A 16687-nucleotide genomic window follows, 5' to 3' on the forward strand; every position below is an offset into this window, starting at 1 on the left:
GCCGGACGTGCGGCGGCCGAGGGCCGGGGGCGGGCCGGGCGGCCGGGGTGCGCGGGGCCGGGCACGCGGCGGCGCGGGGGCTCCTTGGGGGGCACTGAGGTCACCTGCCGGAGTTCGTCGGGGCGGGCGCGGTCGTGGGCGCGGGCGGTGGCGCCGTGGTGGGGCTCGCGGGCGGCGGGCCGCTCGGGGTGGCCGTCGCCGTGGGGGCGGGCTTCGTGGTCGGCGTCGGGTCGGGCTTCGGGGCCGAGGCCTTGGACGGCTTGCCCTTGACCGTCCCGTCCGGCTCCAGGAAGGCCGGGCTGCCGCCGGGGACCATGCCGAGCTCACGGGCCCGCCGCTCCAGCGCGTCGGGCGCGGAGCGGTCGTCCACGTCCCGCTGGAGGGCCTGCTCCTCGTCGGTCAGCTCGGTCGTGCGGTTCTTGAGGTCGCGCAGCTTGAAGGAGCCCTGGTTGAGGGCGGAGTTCAGCAGCAGGAGCGTGATGAGCCCGCCGCCGAGGAGCACGACGACGAGGAGGACGAAGGGGGTACGGGCCGCACTGCTCGGCCCCGACGGCATCAGCCGCCCGAGCCGCGCGGCCCGCCCTTTGAGCGGCCCCTTCGTCGTCATGCGGGGACGTCCTCCCGGATGCGCTGAGCCCCTCGGAGCCTGGCCGGGGCCGCGCGGCGGTTCTCGGCGATCTCCTCCTCGGTGGGGAGTTCCGCGCCGCGGGTGAGGAGCTTCAGGCGGGGCTGGTACTGCTCCGGGACCACCGGCAGGCCGGGCGGCGCGGTGTTGGCCGCGCCCGCCGCGAAGACCTGCTTGACCAGCCGGTCCTCCAGGGAGTGGTACGACAGGACCGCGATCCGGCCGCCCACCGCGAGCGCCTTCACGGCCGCCGGGATCGCCCGCTCAAGGACCGTCAGTTCGCCGTTGACCTCGATGCGCAGGGCCTGGAAGGTGCGCTTGGCCGGGTTGCCGCCGGTGCGCTTGGCGGCCTGCGGGAGCGCGTCCCGGATCAGCTCGACCAGGCGGGCACTGTTGGTGAACGGCTCCTTGTCGCGCTCGCGCACGATCGCCGAGACGATCCGCTTGGCCTGCTTCTCCTCGCCGTACGCCCGCAGGATCCGGACCAGTTCGCCGGCCGGGTAGGTGTTGAGGACCTCCGCCGCGCTGACCCCGGTCGTCTGGTCCATGCGCATGTCGAGCGGCGCGTCCTGCGCGTACGCGAAGCCGCGGTCGGCCTCGTCGAGCTGCATGGAGGAGACGCCCAGGTCGAAGAGGATGCCGTCGACGCGCGGGACGCCGAGCCGGTCGAGGACCTCGGGCAGTTCGTCGTAGACCGCGTGGACGAGGTTCGCGCGCTCCCCGTAGGGGGCGAGCCGCTCGCCGGAGAGGCGCAGCGCCTCCTTGTCCCGGTCGAGGGCGACCAGGCGCGCCTCGGGGAACCGCTTGAGCAGCGCCTCGCTGTGCCCGCCGAGGCCGAGGGTGCAGTCGACGACGACCGCGCCGGGGCGCTCCAGTGCGGGGGCCAACATGTCCAGGCACCGCTGGAGCATCACCGGGACGTGTCGGTCGTTGCTCAATGCGCCCTCTCAGAATTCGGCTCAGATTCGGCGCGGCCGCTACGCATCCGCCGCACACGCGGGGGAGAAACTGCGGAAATCGCTCATTGTCTCCGTCAAACTCCGCGCCACTTTAGTCCACTGACCCCGACGGTCAATCAACCGGCTGGCGCGTCGCGCGGGCCTTCGAGCGGAGCCGGACATTCATGTCGACTCACCCGAATGGACCCCGCCTTCTCCTTCCTGTGGGTTACCTCACAACAAGGCTCATTGATGTTCTTTGTCCGCTCTCACAGCGGGCTTGTCACGCACGTGACCACTACCGTCATCAACATGTCGACCTCTGCGCACTTCTCCGCCGAATCCGCCGGTACCGTCACCGACCGCCTCGTCGAGGCCAACGCGCGATACGCCGCCGACTTCGCCGACCCGGGCATGGACGCCCGGCCCGTCCTGAACGTGGCCGTCGTCGCCTGCATGGACGCCCGGCTCGACCTGCACGCCGCGCTCGGCCTCTCACTCGGCGACTGCCACACCATCCGCAACGCGGGCGGTGTCGTCACCGACGACGTGATCCGCTCCCTCACGATCAGCCAGCGCGCCCTCGGCACGCGCAGCGTGGTGCTCATCCACCACACCGGCTGCGGCCTGGAGTCCCTCACCGAGGAGTTCCGGCACGACATCGAGATGGAGGTCGGCCAGCGGCCGGCCTGGGCCGTGGAGTCCTTCCGCGATGTCGAGCAGGACGTCCGGCAGTCGATGCAGCGGGTGCGCACCTCGCCGTTCCTGCTGCACACCGAGGACGTCCGGGGCTTCGTCTTCGACGTGACCACCGGTCTGCTCCGTGAGATCGACCCGGCCTGATCGGCCCCGATCTCCTGGGCGCAACAGAGCAAACCCCGGCATATCGATCCCACTTGTCCACAGCCAAGTGACACAACCCGGCCAGGGCAACAAGAATGCTCGGGTGACACCCCCCGAATCACCGCGGGGGCAGGTGTCGGTGTTTACGGAGGGGCCGAGGAGGGCCGGGTGACGACCTATGACGATCGAGCGAGCCTCACAGATCTGACCACCACAGCGGAGCGTGTCCGCAGGTCGGTGGAGGGTGTGATCGAGGGCAAGCCTGAGGTCGTACGGCTTTCGCTGACCGTGCTGCTCGCCGAGGGACATCTTCTGATCGAGGATGTCCCCGGCGTCGGCAAGACGATGCTGGCCAAGACGCTGGCGCGGTCCATCGACTGCTCGGTGCGCCGCATCCAGTTCACGCCCGATCTGCTGCCCTCGGACATCACGGGCGTGTCGATCTTCGACCAGCAGCGGCGTGACTTCGAGTTCAAGCCGGGCGCGATCTTCGCCCAGATCGTGATCGGCGACGAGATCAACCGCGCGTCGCCGAAGACCCAGTCCGCGCTCCTGGAGTCCATGGAGGAGCGGCAGGTCACGGTGGACGGGCAGACGTACGAGCTGCCGAGCCCGTTCATGGTGGTGGCCACGCAGAACCCGGTGGAGATGGAGGGCACGTACCCGCTCCCCGAGGCGCAGCGCGACCGCTTCATGGCCCGGGTCTCCATCGGCTACCCCAGCGCGGAGGCCGAGCTCCAGATGCTCGACATCCACGGGGCGGTCAACCCGCTCGACGACCTGCAGCCCGTGGCGCACGCCCACGACATCGTCAAGCTGATCGACGCGGTACGGGCGGTCCACGTCGCCGACTCCGTCCGCCGGTACGCGGTGGACGTCGTCGCCGCCACCCGCACCCACCCGGACCTGCGGCTCGGCGCCTCCCCGCGGGCCACGCTGCACCTGCTGCGCGCCGCCAAGGCGTCCGCCGCGCTGAGCGGCCGCGAGTACGTCCTGCCGGACGATCTCCAGGCCCTCGCCGTGCCCGTCCTCGCCCACCGGCTGCTGCCGACGGCGCAGGCCCAGCTGAACCGGCGCACCTCGGAGCAGGTCGTCCGCGACATCCTGCAGCGCACGCCCGTCCCCGCCGCGGCGCCGCCCGCCGGCCCGCACTACGGCCAGCAGCAGCCCGGCGTCCGGCCGCTGTGATGGCCACCTCCGCCGCGCCGGAGGGGCAGCGGGGCGACGACGACCGGGACGGTCGCCCGGGTGAGGATCCGACCGGTCTGCGCGCCGCCCTGAGCGGTCTCACCACGCGCGGCCGGTCCTTCCTGGCCGCCGGGGTCGCCGCCGGGATCTGCGCCTACGTCCTCGGCCAGGGCGACCTGCTGCGTGTCGGCCTGCTGCTCGCCGCGCTGCCGCTGATCTGCGTCGGCGTGCTCCACCGCACCCGCTACCGGGTCGCGGGCAGCCGGCGGCTCTCCCCGCAGCGGGTGGCGGTCGGCTCGGAGGCCCGCGTCCATCTCCGGATGGACAACGTCTCCAAGCTGCCCACCGGGCTGCTCATGCTCCAGGACCACGTCCCGTACATGCTCGGGCCGCGGCCCCGGTTCGTCCTGGACCGGGTCGAGGCGGGCGGCCGGCGCGAGGTGTCGTACCGGGTCCGCTCCGATCTGCGCGGCCGGTTCCCGCTGGGGCCGCTCCAGCTGCGGCTGAACGACCCGTTCGGGATGTGCGAGCTGACCCGCTCGTTCAGTGCGTACGACACCCTGACCGTCGTCCCCAGGACCGAGGCGCTGCCCGCGGTGAAGCTGACCGGCGAGGCGTCGGGGTACGGCGACGGCTCCCTGCGCTCGCTGGCGCTGGCCGGGGACGACGACATCATTCCGCGCGCCTACCGCCACGGCGACGACCTGCGCCGGGTGCACTGGCGCTCCACCGCGCGCTACGGCGAGCTGATGGTGCGCCGTGAGGAGCAGCCGCAGCGGGCCCGCTGCACGGTGCTGCTGGACACCCGTGCGATCGCCTATCAGGGCGCGGGCCCGGACTCGGCCTTCGAGTGGGCGGTGTCCGGCGCGGCCTCCGTCCTGGTCCACATGCTGGAGCGGGGCTTCTCGGTACGGCTCCTCACCGACACGGGCACTGCGGTGCCCGGCGAGGGCGCCGAGGGGTTCGCGGGCACCTCGCAGGACTCGGCCGAGGCGGCCGGGCTGATGATGGACGCCCTGGCCGTCGTGGACCACTCCGACGGGGCCGGGCTCTCCCGCGCGTACGACATGCTGCGCGGGGGGAACGAAGGCCTGCTGGTCGCCTTCGTCGGCGACATCGACGAGGAGCAGGCCGCACTGGCCGCCCGGATGCGCCAGCGCGGTGGCGCGGCCGTCGCCTTCGTCCTGGACTCCGGGACATGGCTGACCGGGGGCGCCGTGGCCGGTGCGGTCGACGAGCGGCTGCGGCAGCTGCGCGAGGCCGGGTGGACGGCGCTGGCCGTGCCCCCGGGGGCCAGGCTCGCCGAGCTGTGGCGGCAGGCGAGCGGCATCCGGGCGGAGAGCGCCCCGGGTGACACGTACGGAGGTTGGGCATGAGCGGCCGCGGGCGGCTGACACTGGGCGCCTACGCGGCCACGCTGATGGCGGCGGGCGCGCTCCTGCCGTTGGTGAACCCGTCGACGTGGATCTTCACGGCGGCGTTCCTGCTCGCGCTGCAGAGCGGGGTCGGCGCGCTGACCCGGCGCGTGCCGCTGGCCAGGCCGCTGACAGTGGCGGCCCAGTTCGTCGTCACGCTCCTCGCGCTGACCCTGGTCTTCGCCCGGCAGGAGGCGCTGCTCGGCATCCTGCCGGGGCCGCAGGCCTTCGAGCGGTTCGCCGCGCTGTTCCAGGCGGGCGCCAATGACGTCGGCACGTACGCCCCGCCCGCCCCGGACACCGACGGCATCCGGCTGATGGTGGTCAGCGGCGTGCTCCTGATCGGGCTCCTGGTGGACACCGTCGCGGTGACCTTCCGCAGCGCGGCCCCCGCGGGCCTGCCGCTGCTTGCGCTGTACTCGGTGGCCGCGGGGCTCTCCGAGGGCGGGGCGAGCTGGATCTGGTTCCTGCTCGCGGCCTCCGGCTACCTCCTGCTGCTCCTGGCCGAGAGCCGGGACCGGCTCTCGCAGTGGGGCCGGGTCTTCGGCGGCGCGGCGCGGGCCGGCAGTCCGGGGACGCCGGCCGGCTCCGGGGGCGGGGGCGGGAAGGCGCTCGCCGCCGTGCGGACCGGTCGGCGGATCGGCGTGCTCGCCATGGGTGTCGCGCTGGCCGTTCCGGCCGTGCTGCCCACGCTCTCGGGCGGCCTGTTCGGCGCGGGCGAGGGCCCCGGCGACCGGGGCAAGGGCGGCACGATCTCGGCGGTCAACCCGCTGGTCTCGCTCCAGGACAACCTGCGGCAGCCCGAGGACCGCGAGGTGCTCCGGTACCGGACGAACGCGACCGACACGAGCGGCATGTATCTGCGGCTCGTGGCGCTCGACCAGTTCGACGGCACGTCGTGGAAGTCCTCGGTCCGGCCGATCCAGGACGTGCCCGAGCGGCTGCCCCGGCCGGCCGGGCTGAGCGACCAGGTCCGCACGGTCGAGGTGACGGGCAACTTCGTCGCCTCCCCGACGTACGAGCAGAAGTGGCTGCCGATGCCCTTCCCGGCGGACCGGGTGGAGATCGGCGGGCGCTGGCGGTACGAGCCGGCCGGGCGGATGCTCGTCGGCGACGACGGGCAGAACACCAAGGGCGCCCGGTACACGGTGACCAGCCTGGACGTCCGGCCGACGGCCCAGCAGCTGGCGGCGGCGCCTCCGGCGCCGGAGGCGCTCCGTACGGAGTACACCAAGGTCCCCGACTCGCTGCCGCTCGACGTCCGGGCGACGGCTCTGCAGGTCACGAAGGGCGCCCGGAACGACTACGAGCGGGCGGTGAAGCTCCAGGACTGGTTCACGACGGACGGCGGCTTCCGCTACGACGTCGAGGTGGAGTCCGGTACGGGAGTCCAGGCGATCTCGCGCTTCCTGGAGCGCCGCGAGGGCTTCTGCGTCCACTTCTCGTTCTCGATGGCGGCGATGGCCCGCTCGCTCGGGATCCCGGCGCGGGTGGCGGTCGGCTTCATGCCGGGCAGCCGGCAGTCCGACGGCACGATGTCGGTCGGCATCCGGGACGCCCACGCCTGGCCCGAGCTGTACTTCGAGGGCGCGGGGTGGACCCGGTTCGAGCCGACCCCGTCCCGGGGCTCCACGCCGGAGTACACGCGTGAGCAGTCCCCCTCGGGCACGCCGAGCGAGTCGGCGCAGCCGTCGACGGGCTCGTCGGCGACGCCGTCCGCGGCGCCGAGGACCTCGGAGAGCTGCCCGGCGCAGATGCGCCGGCAGGGCGAGTGCGGCCAGGACGAGCCGGCGGGCGCCGACGCGTCGGACGGCGGCGGCCCGGATCTCCTGACGGTGGCGCTGGTGACCCTGGGGGTCGCGGTGGCGCTGCTGATCCCGCTGTCGCCGTTGCTGTACCGGACCCGGGTACGGGCCCGGCGGCTCGGCTCCCCGGGCCGTACGGCCGAGGACGGGGTGGCCAGGACGCTGGCCGCGTGGCAGGAGATCAACGACACGGCCTGGGACCACGGGGTGGTCCCGGACGAGTCGATGACGCCCCGCAGGACGGCGGCGCGGATCGTGCGGCTCGGCTCCCTTGAGGGCGAGCCGGCGAATGCGGTGCACCGGGTGGCGCGGGCGGTCGAGCAGGTGCTCTACGCCCCGGAGCCCCGCCCTGGAACGGGCCTCGTGGACGAGGTGGCGCTGGTCCGGTCGGGCTTCGCGGCGGTCGCCTCCCGACGGGTCCGGCTCCGCGCCCTGTTGGCGCCGCGCTCGACCGTCCGGGTGATCTGGCGGGCCTCCTCCTGGTGGTCGGCCACGACGACGGCCTGGGGCGCCCGCCGCGACGCCCTGAAGGCCCGGGCGACCGCCCGGTTCCAGCGCCCGTCCCGCCACGAGGGCTGACGCCGGCCGGGGGCCGGTGCCCCGCCCTTACGGGGGCGGGGCACCGGCCCCCGGCGTTTTCGGCGCCGGCCCCGCAGCGGATCGGGTGACGCCTACATCGCAACTCCACGAGACATGCGACGAGCCCCGTGGGCCCGGGACGCGTTGTCGCGTTCCGGGCCCACGGGGCTCGCTCGGGAAACCACCTGTCAGGGGCAGGGCCCTCGGCGCGGCCTCAGTGGCCGCCGCCCTGCTGCTCGTCGCGGCGGCGCTGCCAGCGCTCCTCGATCCGGTTCATCATCGAGCGACGCTGTCGGGTCCGACGGCCACCGGCCGCCTCCCCCGCACTCGCCTGCTGCTCACCCGGCTTGGGCGCCTTGCGCCAGCCTGTCACGGCCATCACCGCGCAGCCCAGCATGACGAGGAACCCCACCACGCTGATCCACCACTGCTGAGCGACCATTCCAGCCATGAGGAGCGCGATACCCACCAGGAAGCCGGCGACTGCCTGGTAGACCCGTCGCCGGGTGTACGTACGCAGCCCGCTTCCCTCGAGCGCTGTCGCGAACTTGGGATCTTCGGCGTACAGCGCTCGCTCCATCTGCTCGAGCATTCGCTGCTCGTGCTCCGAGAGCGGCACGGAGTCCTCCTAGTCGTCGGTCGCGGGGGCGACCGGGATGCGGCCCTTTCAGGATAGGCAGGGATTCGCCCCCGTGAAACCCGCCCTCAACGCCTATTCGTCAATCCGGGCCGCCACGCGGTCGGGTTGCTGAGGCGTTGATTCCCCAGCACCTTGCCCGTCATGCCGGATCGTGTCCCCCGATCATACGGGGCAAAGCCGTCGACCGGAGGTTCTGTGGCGTACTCCATGTGCGGCTGCGTCGCTGATCAGCGCACCACCCCCGGGTATCAGGCGCGCTTCTCGCCCAGGAGGTGCAACTGGGTGGCGATGGCATGGAACGACGGAAGCTCCGCCGCGGCGGCCTCCAGCTTGAGCAGCGCCTCCGCGGCGCCGGGCTCGGTGTCCACCAGGACACCGGGGACGAGGTCGGCGAAGACCCGTACGCCGTGGACCGCGCCGACGTCCAGACCGGCCGCGCGGGCCAGCCCGGTGAGCTGGTCGGCGGTGAAGCGCCGGGGCACCGGGTCGCCGTCGCCCCAGCGTCCGTCGGGGTCGCCGAGGGCGTTCCTGGCCTCGGTGAAGTGTCCGGCCAGCGCGCGGGCGAGGACGGCGCCGCCGACGCCCGCCGCGAGCAGGCTGAGGGCGCCGCCGTCCCGCAGTGCGGCGGCCGCGTTCCGTACGCCCTCGGCCGGGTCGTCCACGTACTCCAGGACGCCGTGGCAGAGCACCACGTCGTACCCGTCGCGGCCGACCACGTCGAAGAGGCCGTGGATGTCGCCCTGGACCCCGGTGACCCGCTCGGCCACGCCGGCCTCGGCGGCCCGGCGCTCCAGCGCGAAGAGGGCGTTGGGGCTGGGGTCGACGACCGTGACCCGGTGGCCGAGCCGGGCCACCGGGACCGCGAAGTTGCCGGAGCCGCCGCCCGTGTCGAGGACATCGAGGCTGTCCTTCCCGGTGGCCTTGACCCGGCGGTCGAGGGCGTCCTTGAGGACGTCCCAGACGACGGCCGTACGAAGGGAGGCGCGCGACGGGCGCGACGACGCCTCTCGACCGAAGACAGGGGAAGGGTCCGACACGGCTGTTGACTCCTCGGTGACGGTGTACGAACGCCTCCCACCCTATGGCCTCGCGGGCCGTCCCCGGCTCAGCCGCCCCCTCACCCGGTGGCTTCCCCGTCGGCCGGTCGGCGGGGCAGTACGGGCTGGAGGACGAGGAGCCGCTCGACGAGGCGCAGGAACATCCCGGCGTCCCGGATCAGGTCGTCGGCGTCCCTCGGGGTGGCCGCGCCCGGGATGCCCGCCTCGGCGCGGGCCCGGCGGGCGGCACCGGAGGCGAACAGGGCGCTCCACTCCGTGAGCTCCGGCGCTATCTCCGGCAGCACCTCCCAGGCGCTGCGGATCCGGGTCCGCTTGCGCGGGTTGGTCTCGGGCCTGCCCCGGACGGCGAGCACGGCGGCGGCGGTGCGCAGGGCGGCGAGGTGGGCGGTGGCGTACCGCTCGTTGGGCCGGTCGAGACCGGCGGCCTCGTCCAGACCGGCGGCGGCCTGGGCGAGCAGATCGAGGGCGGCGGGCGGCGCGGTCTGGCGGCGCAGCACGGGGTGGACGGCGGCTGCGGAGGAGCTGTTCATGACGTGCCTCCTGTCGTCGTGTGACGGCTCGGTGTCCGTATGTGTCCATCGTGACGGGCACCACTGACAATCGCGCTGACCTGCGGTTTTGCCGAGATCGCCGATCCAGGGGTAAGTTTTTTGCACTGACTGGTCAGTTCAAAAGGGGAAACGGGGGGTGGACCGGTGGATGCGAAGCCGGAGGAGCCGCACGGCGCCGCCGTCGTCGCGGACGGATTCGGGCTGAAGGGGCCGCGCGGCTGGGTCTTCCGCGAGGTCGGCTTCCGGGCCGAACCCGGCGCGCTCGTCGCGATCGAGGGCCCGTCCGGGTCGGGGCGCACCTGTCTCCTGCTCGCGCTGACCGGCCGGATGAAGCCCCAAGAGGGCCACGCCGAGGTCGCCGGGCTCCCGCTGCCCCGCCGGATGGCCGCCGTGCGCCGGATCAGCGCGCTCGGCCCGGTGCCCGGGGTCAGCGACCTCGACCCTTCGCTCACGGTCGCCGAGCACCTGCGCGAGCGCGCCCTGCTCCAGCGCCGGTACGACGGCGCCGTACGGGCCCTGTTCCGGCCGCCCGCCGAGCGCGCCGCCGCCGCGAAGGCGCGGATCGACGCGGCCCTGGAGGCCGCAGGGCTCGACCTTGACGCCCTGCCGAAGGCCGAGCGGACCTCCGTACGCGACCTGGAGCGCCTGGAGGCGCTGCGCCTCTCCGTGGCCCTGGCGCTGATCGGTCGCCCCCGGCTGCTCGCCCTGGACGACACCGACCTCAAGCTCTCGGCCGCCGACCGGGCCGAGGCCTGGAAGCTCCTCCGCTCGATCGCCGACGCGGGCACGACCGTGCTCGCGGTGTGCAGCGAGGCCCCCGAGGACGCCCTGAAGATCACCACCGCACCGCGCTCGGCGGACGCCACGGAGACCGCGGAGGACGGCGGCGACACGGACGCCGAGAGCGCCGAGAGCGCCGACAGCACCGAGGGCGCCGGCGAAGAAGCCGCCGCCGGCGAGACCGAGGACGCCGACGAAGACGCCACGGCCGGCGAGACCGAAGACGAAGACACCGCCGCCGGCACCGACGAAGACACGACCGAGGAGGGGGAAGCCGATGCGCTCGCCGAAACTGGCCGCGCTTGAGCTGAAGCGGTTCGGCAGGGGGAAGCTGCCGCGCGCCGCGCTCGTCGCGATCCTGCTGCTGCCGCTGCTGTACGGCGCGCTGTACCTCTGGTCCTTCTGGGACCCGTACAGCAGGCTCGACCGGATACCCGTCGCGCTCGTCAACGAGGACAAGGGCGCGACCGCCGACGGCAAGAAGATCACCGCGGGCGCCGACATCACCGAGAACCTGCTGGACAGCAAGGTCTTCGAGTGGCACCAGGTGAGCGACGCCGAGGCGCGCGAGGGCGTGGAGGACGGGACGTACTACCTCTCGCTGACCATGCCCGGCGACTTCAGCTCCCGGATCGCCTCCAGTTCGGGCGACTCCCCGGAGACCGGCGCGCTGCAGGTCCGCACGAACGACGCCAACAACTACATCGTCGGGCAGATCTCGCGGACGGTCTTCTCCGAGGTCCGCACCGCCGCCTCGACCAAGTCCTCGCGCTCCTTCCTCGACAAGATCTTCATCTCCTTCTCGGACATCCACGAGGCCACCGCCGAGGCGGCCAAGGGCGCGGGTGACGTCAAGGACGGCGTGGACAAGGCCAAGAAGGGCTCCAAGGACCTGGCCGACGGGCTGAAGGACGCCAAGAGCGGCAGCGGGAACCTGGCAGGCGGCCTGAAGAAGCTCGACAAGGGCGCGGACCAGCTGGAGACCGGCTCCCGGCAGGTCGCGGCCGGTACGAAGGAGCTCGCCGACAAGGTCAACGGGACGGCCGCCAAGGTCCGCCCGTACCTGAAGGACAACGGCAAGGCGATCGGCGACACCGCACGCCTGGTCGGCGACGCGGCCACGGCGGTCCGCAACGACCTTGCCGACGTGGTCCGGCGCGCCCCGCTCGCGCGGAGCGCCGCGCACCTGGCCGACGACAAGCTGGAGGCGCTCCACAAGAAGCAGTGCGTCGACGCCCTGCTCCCCGACGCCAAGGCCTGCGAGGTCCTCAAGGAGGCCAAGGTCTCGGCGAACGACGTGGCCAAGATCGCCGACGATCTCCACGAGCTGACCAAGGACAGCGACGGCGACCTGAAGAAGCTCGACGCCAAGCTCGCCACCGTCCAGAAGCAGGCCGCCGAGGTCGCCAAGGCGGCCCCGCACCTCGACACCGACCTCGAGGACGCCGTCAAGAAGATCAACAAGCTGAACGAGGGCGCCCAGAAGGTCGCCAAGGGTGCCGACGAGCTCCACACGGGCCTGACCAGCGCCAAGGGCGGCTCGGTGAACCTCGACACCGGCGTCGGCAAGCTGAAGAAGGGCGCCGGGGACCTCGACGGCGGCCTGTTCAAGCTGGCCGACGGCTCGGGCGAGCTGGCCACCGGCCTGAAGGACGGGGTCACCAGGATCCCCGACTACGACAAGGACGAGCGCGATCGGCGTACGGAGGTCATGGCGGACCCGGTCGAGCTGGCCTCCCAGTCGCTCCACAAGGCGCCCAACTACGGCACCGGATTCGCCCCGTACTTCATCCCGCTCTCCCTCTGGGTCGGCGCGATGGTGGCGTACATGCTCATCCAGCCCCTCAACCGGCGCGCGCTCGCCGCCGGCGCCTCCGCCTGGCGGATCGCCCTGGCCGGCTGGCTGCCCGTCGCGGCCATCGGGCTGCTCCAGGTCGCCGCGCTGATGTCGGTCCTGCACTGGGGTCTCGGCCTGCAGATGGCGAGGGCTGCCGGAACGGTCGGCTTCCTCGCCCTGGTGACCTGCTGCTTCGCCGCGATCATCCAGTGGCTCAACGCCCGCTTCGGCGCGGCGGGCCGGATCCTGGTGCTCGCCGTGCTGATGCTCCAGCTGACCTCGGCGGGCGGCACGTACCCGGTGCAGACCAGCCCCGGCTTCTTCAACGCCATCCACCCCTTCCTGCCGATGAGCTACGTGGTCGAGTCGCTGCGCCGGCTGATCTCGGGCGGCGGGATCGGACCCGTCTGGCAGGCGTGCGCGGTGCTCGCCGCGTTCACGCTCGGGGCGCTCGCCCTGACCGCCGTGTCGGCCCGGCGCAAGCAGGTCTGGACGCTCGACCGGCTGCACCCCGATCTGAGCCTGTGACACCACCGGAACCTGTGAGAATCGAGCCCATGGACAGCAGCAGCACCAGACGCCAGGCCACGCGCGCGAAGCTCTACGAGGCCGCCGTCACGCTCATCGCCGAGCAGGGCTTCTCGGCGACGACGGTGGACGAGATCGCGGAGCGCGCGGGGGTCGCCAAGGGCACGGTCTACTACAACTTCAAGAGCAAGACCGAGCTCTTCGAGGAGCTGCTGCGGCACGGCGTCGGTCTGCTCACCGCCTCCCTTCGGGAGGCGGCCGAGGAGACGGAGCGGCAGGGCGGGAGCCGGATCGACGCGCTGGACGCGATGATCCGGGCGGGACTGGTCTTCATCGACCGCTATCCGGCCTTCACCCAGCTGTACGTGGCCGAGCTCTGGCGCACCAACCGGGCCTGGAACTCGACCCTTCTGGTGGTCCGCCAGCAGGCGGTCGCGGTGGTGGAGGGTGTGCTGCGCCAGGGCGTCGAGGAGGGCGAGCTGAGCGGGGAGATCGACATTCCGCTCACGGCGGCGGCGCTGGTCGGGATGGTCCTGGTGGCCGCCCTCGACTGGCAGGCCTTCCAGCGGGAGCGCTCACTCGACGACGTCCACAGCGCCCTGTCCCGGCTGCTGCACGGGCGCGTGAGCGGGCGTTAGCCCCCCCATCACACACGACGGCGACACGACGAACGGCGAGGCTCGATCCCCCCGAGCCTCGCCGTTCGCGTTCCCTGCACCCCCGTGCACCCCCGTGCCCCCCGTGCCCCCCGTGCCCCCGTACCGGCAGGCGCGCGGCCCCGTTCCGCCACCCCGTGTCGGCGGTCCCGGAGCCGCGCCCCTTCCGTGGACACCACTCTCTCGTCCGCGCAGGTCGGAGCCCATCCGCGTACCTACTCATCTCGACACCTAGGTACGGATACTCAGAGCTGGTTACGATCGCGGACGTGTCCGTACTCCCCCTGGTCTTCACCAGCGGCTGGGCGAGCGGGATCAACGCGTACGCGGTGGTCCTCCTGCTCGGCGTCTTCGGCGCGACCGGTCTCACCGACGAGGTGCCCGAGTCGCTGCAGCGCACCGACGTCCTGATCGCCGCCGGAGTGCTGTTCCTCTGCGAGGCGGTGGCGGACAAGATCCCCTACGTCGACTCCGTCTGGGACTCCGTCCACACCGTGATCCGGCCGGTGGCCGGAGCCGTGGTCGGTGCCCTGCTGGCCGGACAGTCCGGTTCGCTCTCCGACCTGGCGGCCGGCGCGGTCGGCGGCTCGACCGCGCTGATGAGCCACTTCGTCAAGGCCGGGACCCGGATGGCGATCAACACCTCGCCGGAACCGTTCTCCAACATCGCCATGAGCACGGCGGAGGACCTGGGCGTCGCCGGGATCATCACCTTCGCCATGTTCAACCCCCAGGCGGCGGCGATCATCGCGGCCGTCCTGCTCGTGCTCGGCCTGGTGATACTGATCTTCCTGGCCCACGCCATCCGCCGCTTCCTGCGCCGCAGGGCGCAGCGCAGGGAGGAGCGCCGGCTGGCCGCCGCGCAGCCTCGGCACTCGGTCCCGCCCGACTGACAAGGCTGTCGGTGGCGGCCGATAGGGTCCCTGACATGGCACGGATTGTGGTGATCGGCGCCGGGATGGGCGCCATGGCGGCGGCCGCCCGGCTGGCCGTGGCGGGCCACCGGGTGACGGTGTACGAGCGCGGCGGGACGTACGGCGGTGCGGTGCGCCGCTTCGAGCGGGACGGGTTCGGCTTCGACACCGGCCCCGGTCTGCTGCACCTGCCCGCGGTATACCGCGATCTGTTCGTCAAGACCGGCAAGGAGCCCCTGGAGGAGCTCGTCGAGCTGACGCAGGTCGACCCGGCGAGCCGTCATGTCTTCGCCGACGGCACCCGCGTGGATCTGCCGAACGCCTCACGGTCCGGCACCGTCTCCGCCCTGGACGCGGCGCTCGGCGCGGGCGCGGGCGAGCGCTGGGGCGACTTCCTGGTCCGGGCCCGCGAGGCCTGGGACCGCACGCGCCGCCCCCTCCTGGAGGAGCCGCAGGCCGCGGACACCACGCCGCTCGCCCGGGAGCCGTACCCGGCGCTCAAGGCGGGCCTGTTGCGCCGCCCCACGACCACGCTCGCCCAGGTCGGCGCGCGGGAGCTGCGGGACCCCCGGCTCGTCGCCCTCCTCGACGCGTACGCGTGGGCGTACGGCTTCGATCCGGCCACCGCCCCCGCCTCGGCGACCGTCCTGCCGTACATGGAGCAGACCTTCGGGTCCTGGTACGTGAGCGGGGGCATCCGGGCCCTCGCGGACGCGGTGCACCAGCGGTGCCTGAAGCGGCGGGTGGAGTTCGTCTTCGACTCCGCCGTCACGGGGGTCGTGGAGAAGGACGGCCGGGCGGCCGGGGTCGAGCTGGCGGGCGGCGAGATCGTGGCGGCCGACCACGTGGTCGCGGGGGCGCCCCTGCCGGCGCTCTACGGCGAGCACGTCGTGGCCTGGGAGCGCCAGGACGACTGGCCGTCGTACCAGACGGACACGACGGGCCGGCTGACGGTCTGTCTGGCCCTGCGCGGCGCGCGCGAGGCGGGGGCCGCGCACCGCACGGTGGTGCACGCGGCCGGCGACCGGCCGACGGTGACCGTGCTGCGGCCCGACGACCCGGCGCTGCGCCCCGACGCCGGCCACGAGTCGGTGACGCTCTCCGCGACGGTGGACCTGTACCCCGAGCACGACTGGGCGGAGCTCGCCGGGGAGCTGGTCACGGCGGCGGAGTCCGCCGTGCCGGGGCTCCGCGAGCGGCTGCTCTGGCAGGAGGTCCGCACCCCCGAGGACACCCGGCGCGAGACGGGCGCCGCCGAGGTCCCCGGGCCCGCGCTCGCGGGCGGCCGGGGCATGTACCTCCCGGCGGCCAACCGCTCCCCGCTGCCGGGCCTGTACTTCGCGGGCGGCTGGTCCCACCCGGGCGGCGGGCTCGCCCACGCGGGCATGTCGGGCGCGCTGGTGGCCGGACTGATCGTCGAGGGCGACGACTTCCGCGGCTCCCGGTAGAGGCGAGCCCGGGAGCCGGCGTACGTCTCAGTACCGGTACTGCTGGTCGTTGTCGTAGCCGTAGTACTCCTGGCCGCCCTGCTGCGGCGGCGGGGCGGGCTGCTCGCCGTCCCGCTGCTGCGGCACCCACACCCCGCCGGGCGGGGTGTCGTAGGCGTACGAGGGCGCGTACGGGTCCGCGTAGGACTGCTGGCCGCCGGTGCCGTAGTCGTACGCGGCGTACTGCTGGCCGTCCGTGCCCGGGCCGATGTACGGGTCGGAGTAGGCGGCGTACTGCTGCCTGCCGCCGTCGTAGTCGTAGGCGGGCTGCTCGTACCCGGGCTGCGGTGCGTACCCCGGGTGCTGCTCGTAGCCGCCGTAGCCGCCGTCATATCCCCCGTAGGAGTGCTGCGGAGTCTCGGCGTGGGCCTGCGCATGGTCGTACGCGGGGGTGTAGATGCCGTACTGCCCGGTGTCCTCGGGCATCGGCTGGGGCTCGTAGACGGCCGTCGTCTCGGCCTGTGTCTCGTCGTGCGCGGGGTCGACCGGCTCGTACGCGAGGTCGCTGACCTCCAGCGTGGGGCCTGCGGCCTCGGCGGGCGGGCCGGACTTGCGGCGGCGGCTCGCGCCGGGGCTGCCGCCGATCGCCCAGCCGGTGGAGAAGCCGCGGCGGAAGGAGAGCGTCACGTACGTCTGGCCGACGGCGAAGGCCACCGCGCCCACGATGATCACCGCGACGGACGGCATCAGCACACCGAGGACGACCCCGAGGAAGCCGCAGAAGGCGAGCACGCGCCAGCGCAGCCTCGCCTTGTACTGCAGGAGCACCTCACCCAGCAGCCACAACGCGACGACACCGAACGCGATGTAGAGGACCGTCCACCCCATGCCCGCCCCTCTCCT

The 16687-nt window shown here is 73.1% G+C and carries 15 protein-coding genes; 9 read left to right on the forward strand and 6 right to left on the reverse strand.

What is annotated here, in order from left to right:
* Positions 1-100: 100 nt before the first annotated feature.
* Positions 101-607 carry a cell division protein FtsL gene (locus AB0F56_RS24560; RefSeq protein ID WP_362013313.1) on the reverse strand — a complete coding sequence of 169 codons (507 nt, stop codon included), beginning with the start codon at positions 605-607 and terminating at the stop codon, positions 101-103.
* Positions 604-1563: a 16S rRNA (cytosine(1402)-N(4))-methyltransferase RsmH gene (gene rsmH / locus AB0F56_RS24565; protein WP_362013314.1), complete on the reverse strand. Its 960-nt coding sequence runs from the start codon at positions 1561-1563 to the stop codon at positions 604-606. Before rsmH ends, AB0F56_RS24560 begins: the two co-directional genes overlap by 4 nt.
* A 312-nt stretch (positions 1564-1875) precedes the next feature.
* Between rsmH and AB0F56_RS24570 the strand changes: the two genes are divergently transcribed.
* From AB0F56_RS24570 to AB0F56_RS24585, 4 genes are all read left to right on the forward strand, one after another.
* Complete coding sequence (locus AB0F56_RS24570) at positions 1876-2406, forward strand: carbonic anhydrase (protein WP_362013315.1); 531 nt, start codon at positions 1876-1878, stop codon at positions 2404-2406.
* A gap of 168 nt (positions 2407-2574) precedes the next feature.
* Positions 2575-3594: a MoxR family ATPase gene (locus AB0F56_RS24575; RefSeq protein ID WP_362013316.1), complete on the forward strand. Its 1020-nt coding sequence runs from the start codon at positions 2575-2577 to the stop codon at positions 3592-3594.
* Complete coding sequence (locus AB0F56_RS24580; protein WP_362013318.1) at positions 3594-4970, forward strand: DUF58 domain-containing protein; 1377 nt, start codon at positions 3594-3596, stop codon at positions 4968-4970. Before AB0F56_RS24575 ends, AB0F56_RS24580 begins: the two co-directional genes overlap by 1 nt.
* Positions 4967-7393 (forward strand): DUF3488 and transglutaminase-like domain-containing protein, encoded by a 2427-nt coding sequence (locus tag AB0F56_RS24585; RefSeq protein ID WP_362013319.1) that lies wholly within the window; start codon positions 4967-4969, stop codon positions 7391-7393. The genes AB0F56_RS24580 and AB0F56_RS24585 overlap by 4 nt, the downstream gene beginning before the upstream one ends.
* Before the next feature lie 214 nt (positions 7394-7607).
* Here AB0F56_RS24585 and AB0F56_RS24590 read toward each other — a convergent pair whose 3' ends face one another.
* The 3 genes from AB0F56_RS24590 to AB0F56_RS24600 form a co-directional block, all read right to left on the reverse strand.
* Positions 7608-8012, reverse strand: coding sequence for a DUF3040 domain-containing protein (locus tag AB0F56_RS24590; protein ID WP_362013321.1), 405 nt, complete (start codon positions 8010-8012; stop codon positions 7608-7610).
* A 269-nt stretch (positions 8013-8281) separates the two neighbouring features.
* Entirely contained in the window at positions 8282-9070 is a 789-nt protein-coding gene (locus tag AB0F56_RS24595) for a methyltransferase (protein ID WP_362013323.1), read from the reverse strand.
* Positions 9071-9150: 80 nt separating this feature from the next.
* A complete protein-coding gene (locus AB0F56_RS24600; RefSeq protein ID WP_362013324.1) occupies positions 9151-9621 on the reverse strand; it encodes an SAV_6107 family HEPN domain-containing protein in 471 nt (156 codons plus the stop codon).
* A 165-nt stretch (positions 9622-9786) separates the two neighbouring features.
* Between AB0F56_RS24600 and AB0F56_RS24605 the strand changes: the two genes are divergently transcribed.
* From AB0F56_RS24605 to AB0F56_RS24625, 5 genes are all read left to right on the forward strand, one after another.
* Positions 9787-10728, forward strand: a complete 942-nt coding sequence (locus AB0F56_RS24605) for an ATP-binding cassette domain-containing protein (RefSeq protein WP_362013326.1) — start codon at positions 9787-9789, stop codon at positions 10726-10728.
* Positions 10700-12787: a YhgE/Pip domain-containing protein gene (locus tag AB0F56_RS24610; protein ID WP_362013328.1), complete on the forward strand. Its 2088-nt coding sequence runs from the start codon at positions 10700-10702 to the stop codon at positions 12785-12787. Before AB0F56_RS24605 ends, AB0F56_RS24610 begins: the two co-directional genes overlap by 29 nt.
* 29 nt (positions 12788-12816) lie before the next feature.
* Positions 12817-13425, forward strand: coding sequence for a helix-turn-helix domain-containing protein (locus AB0F56_RS24615; RefSeq protein ID WP_362013329.1), 609 nt, complete (start codon positions 12817-12819; stop codon positions 13423-13425).
* 287 nt (positions 13426-13712) lie between these two features.
* The gene (locus AB0F56_RS24620) at positions 13713-14336 is read left to right on the forward strand and encodes a DUF4126 domain-containing protein (RefSeq protein ID WP_362013330.1); all 624 of its coding nucleotides are present in this window, start codon (positions 13713-13715) and stop codon (positions 14334-14336) included.
* Between the two features lie 35 nt (positions 14337-14371).
* Positions 14372-15805 carry an NAD(P)/FAD-dependent oxidoreductase gene (locus AB0F56_RS24625; RefSeq protein WP_362013331.1) on the forward strand — a complete coding sequence of 478 codons (1434 nt, stop codon included), beginning with the start codon at positions 14372-14374 and terminating at the stop codon, positions 15803-15805.
* Positions 15806-15832: 27 nt separating this feature from the next.
* On the opposite strand, the gene AB0F56_RS24630 is transcribed toward AB0F56_RS24625, so the two are convergent.
* Complete coding sequence (locus AB0F56_RS24630; protein WP_362013333.1) at positions 15833-16672, reverse strand: hypothetical protein; 840 nt, start codon at positions 16670-16672, stop codon at positions 15833-15835.
* Positions 16673-16687: the final 15 nt, after the last annotated feature.

The sequence above is a fragment of the Streptomyces sp. NPDC026092 genome (genome assembly GCF_040638605.1).
GTDB lineage: Bacteria > Actinomycetota > Actinomycetes > Streptomycetales > Streptomycetaceae > Streptomyces.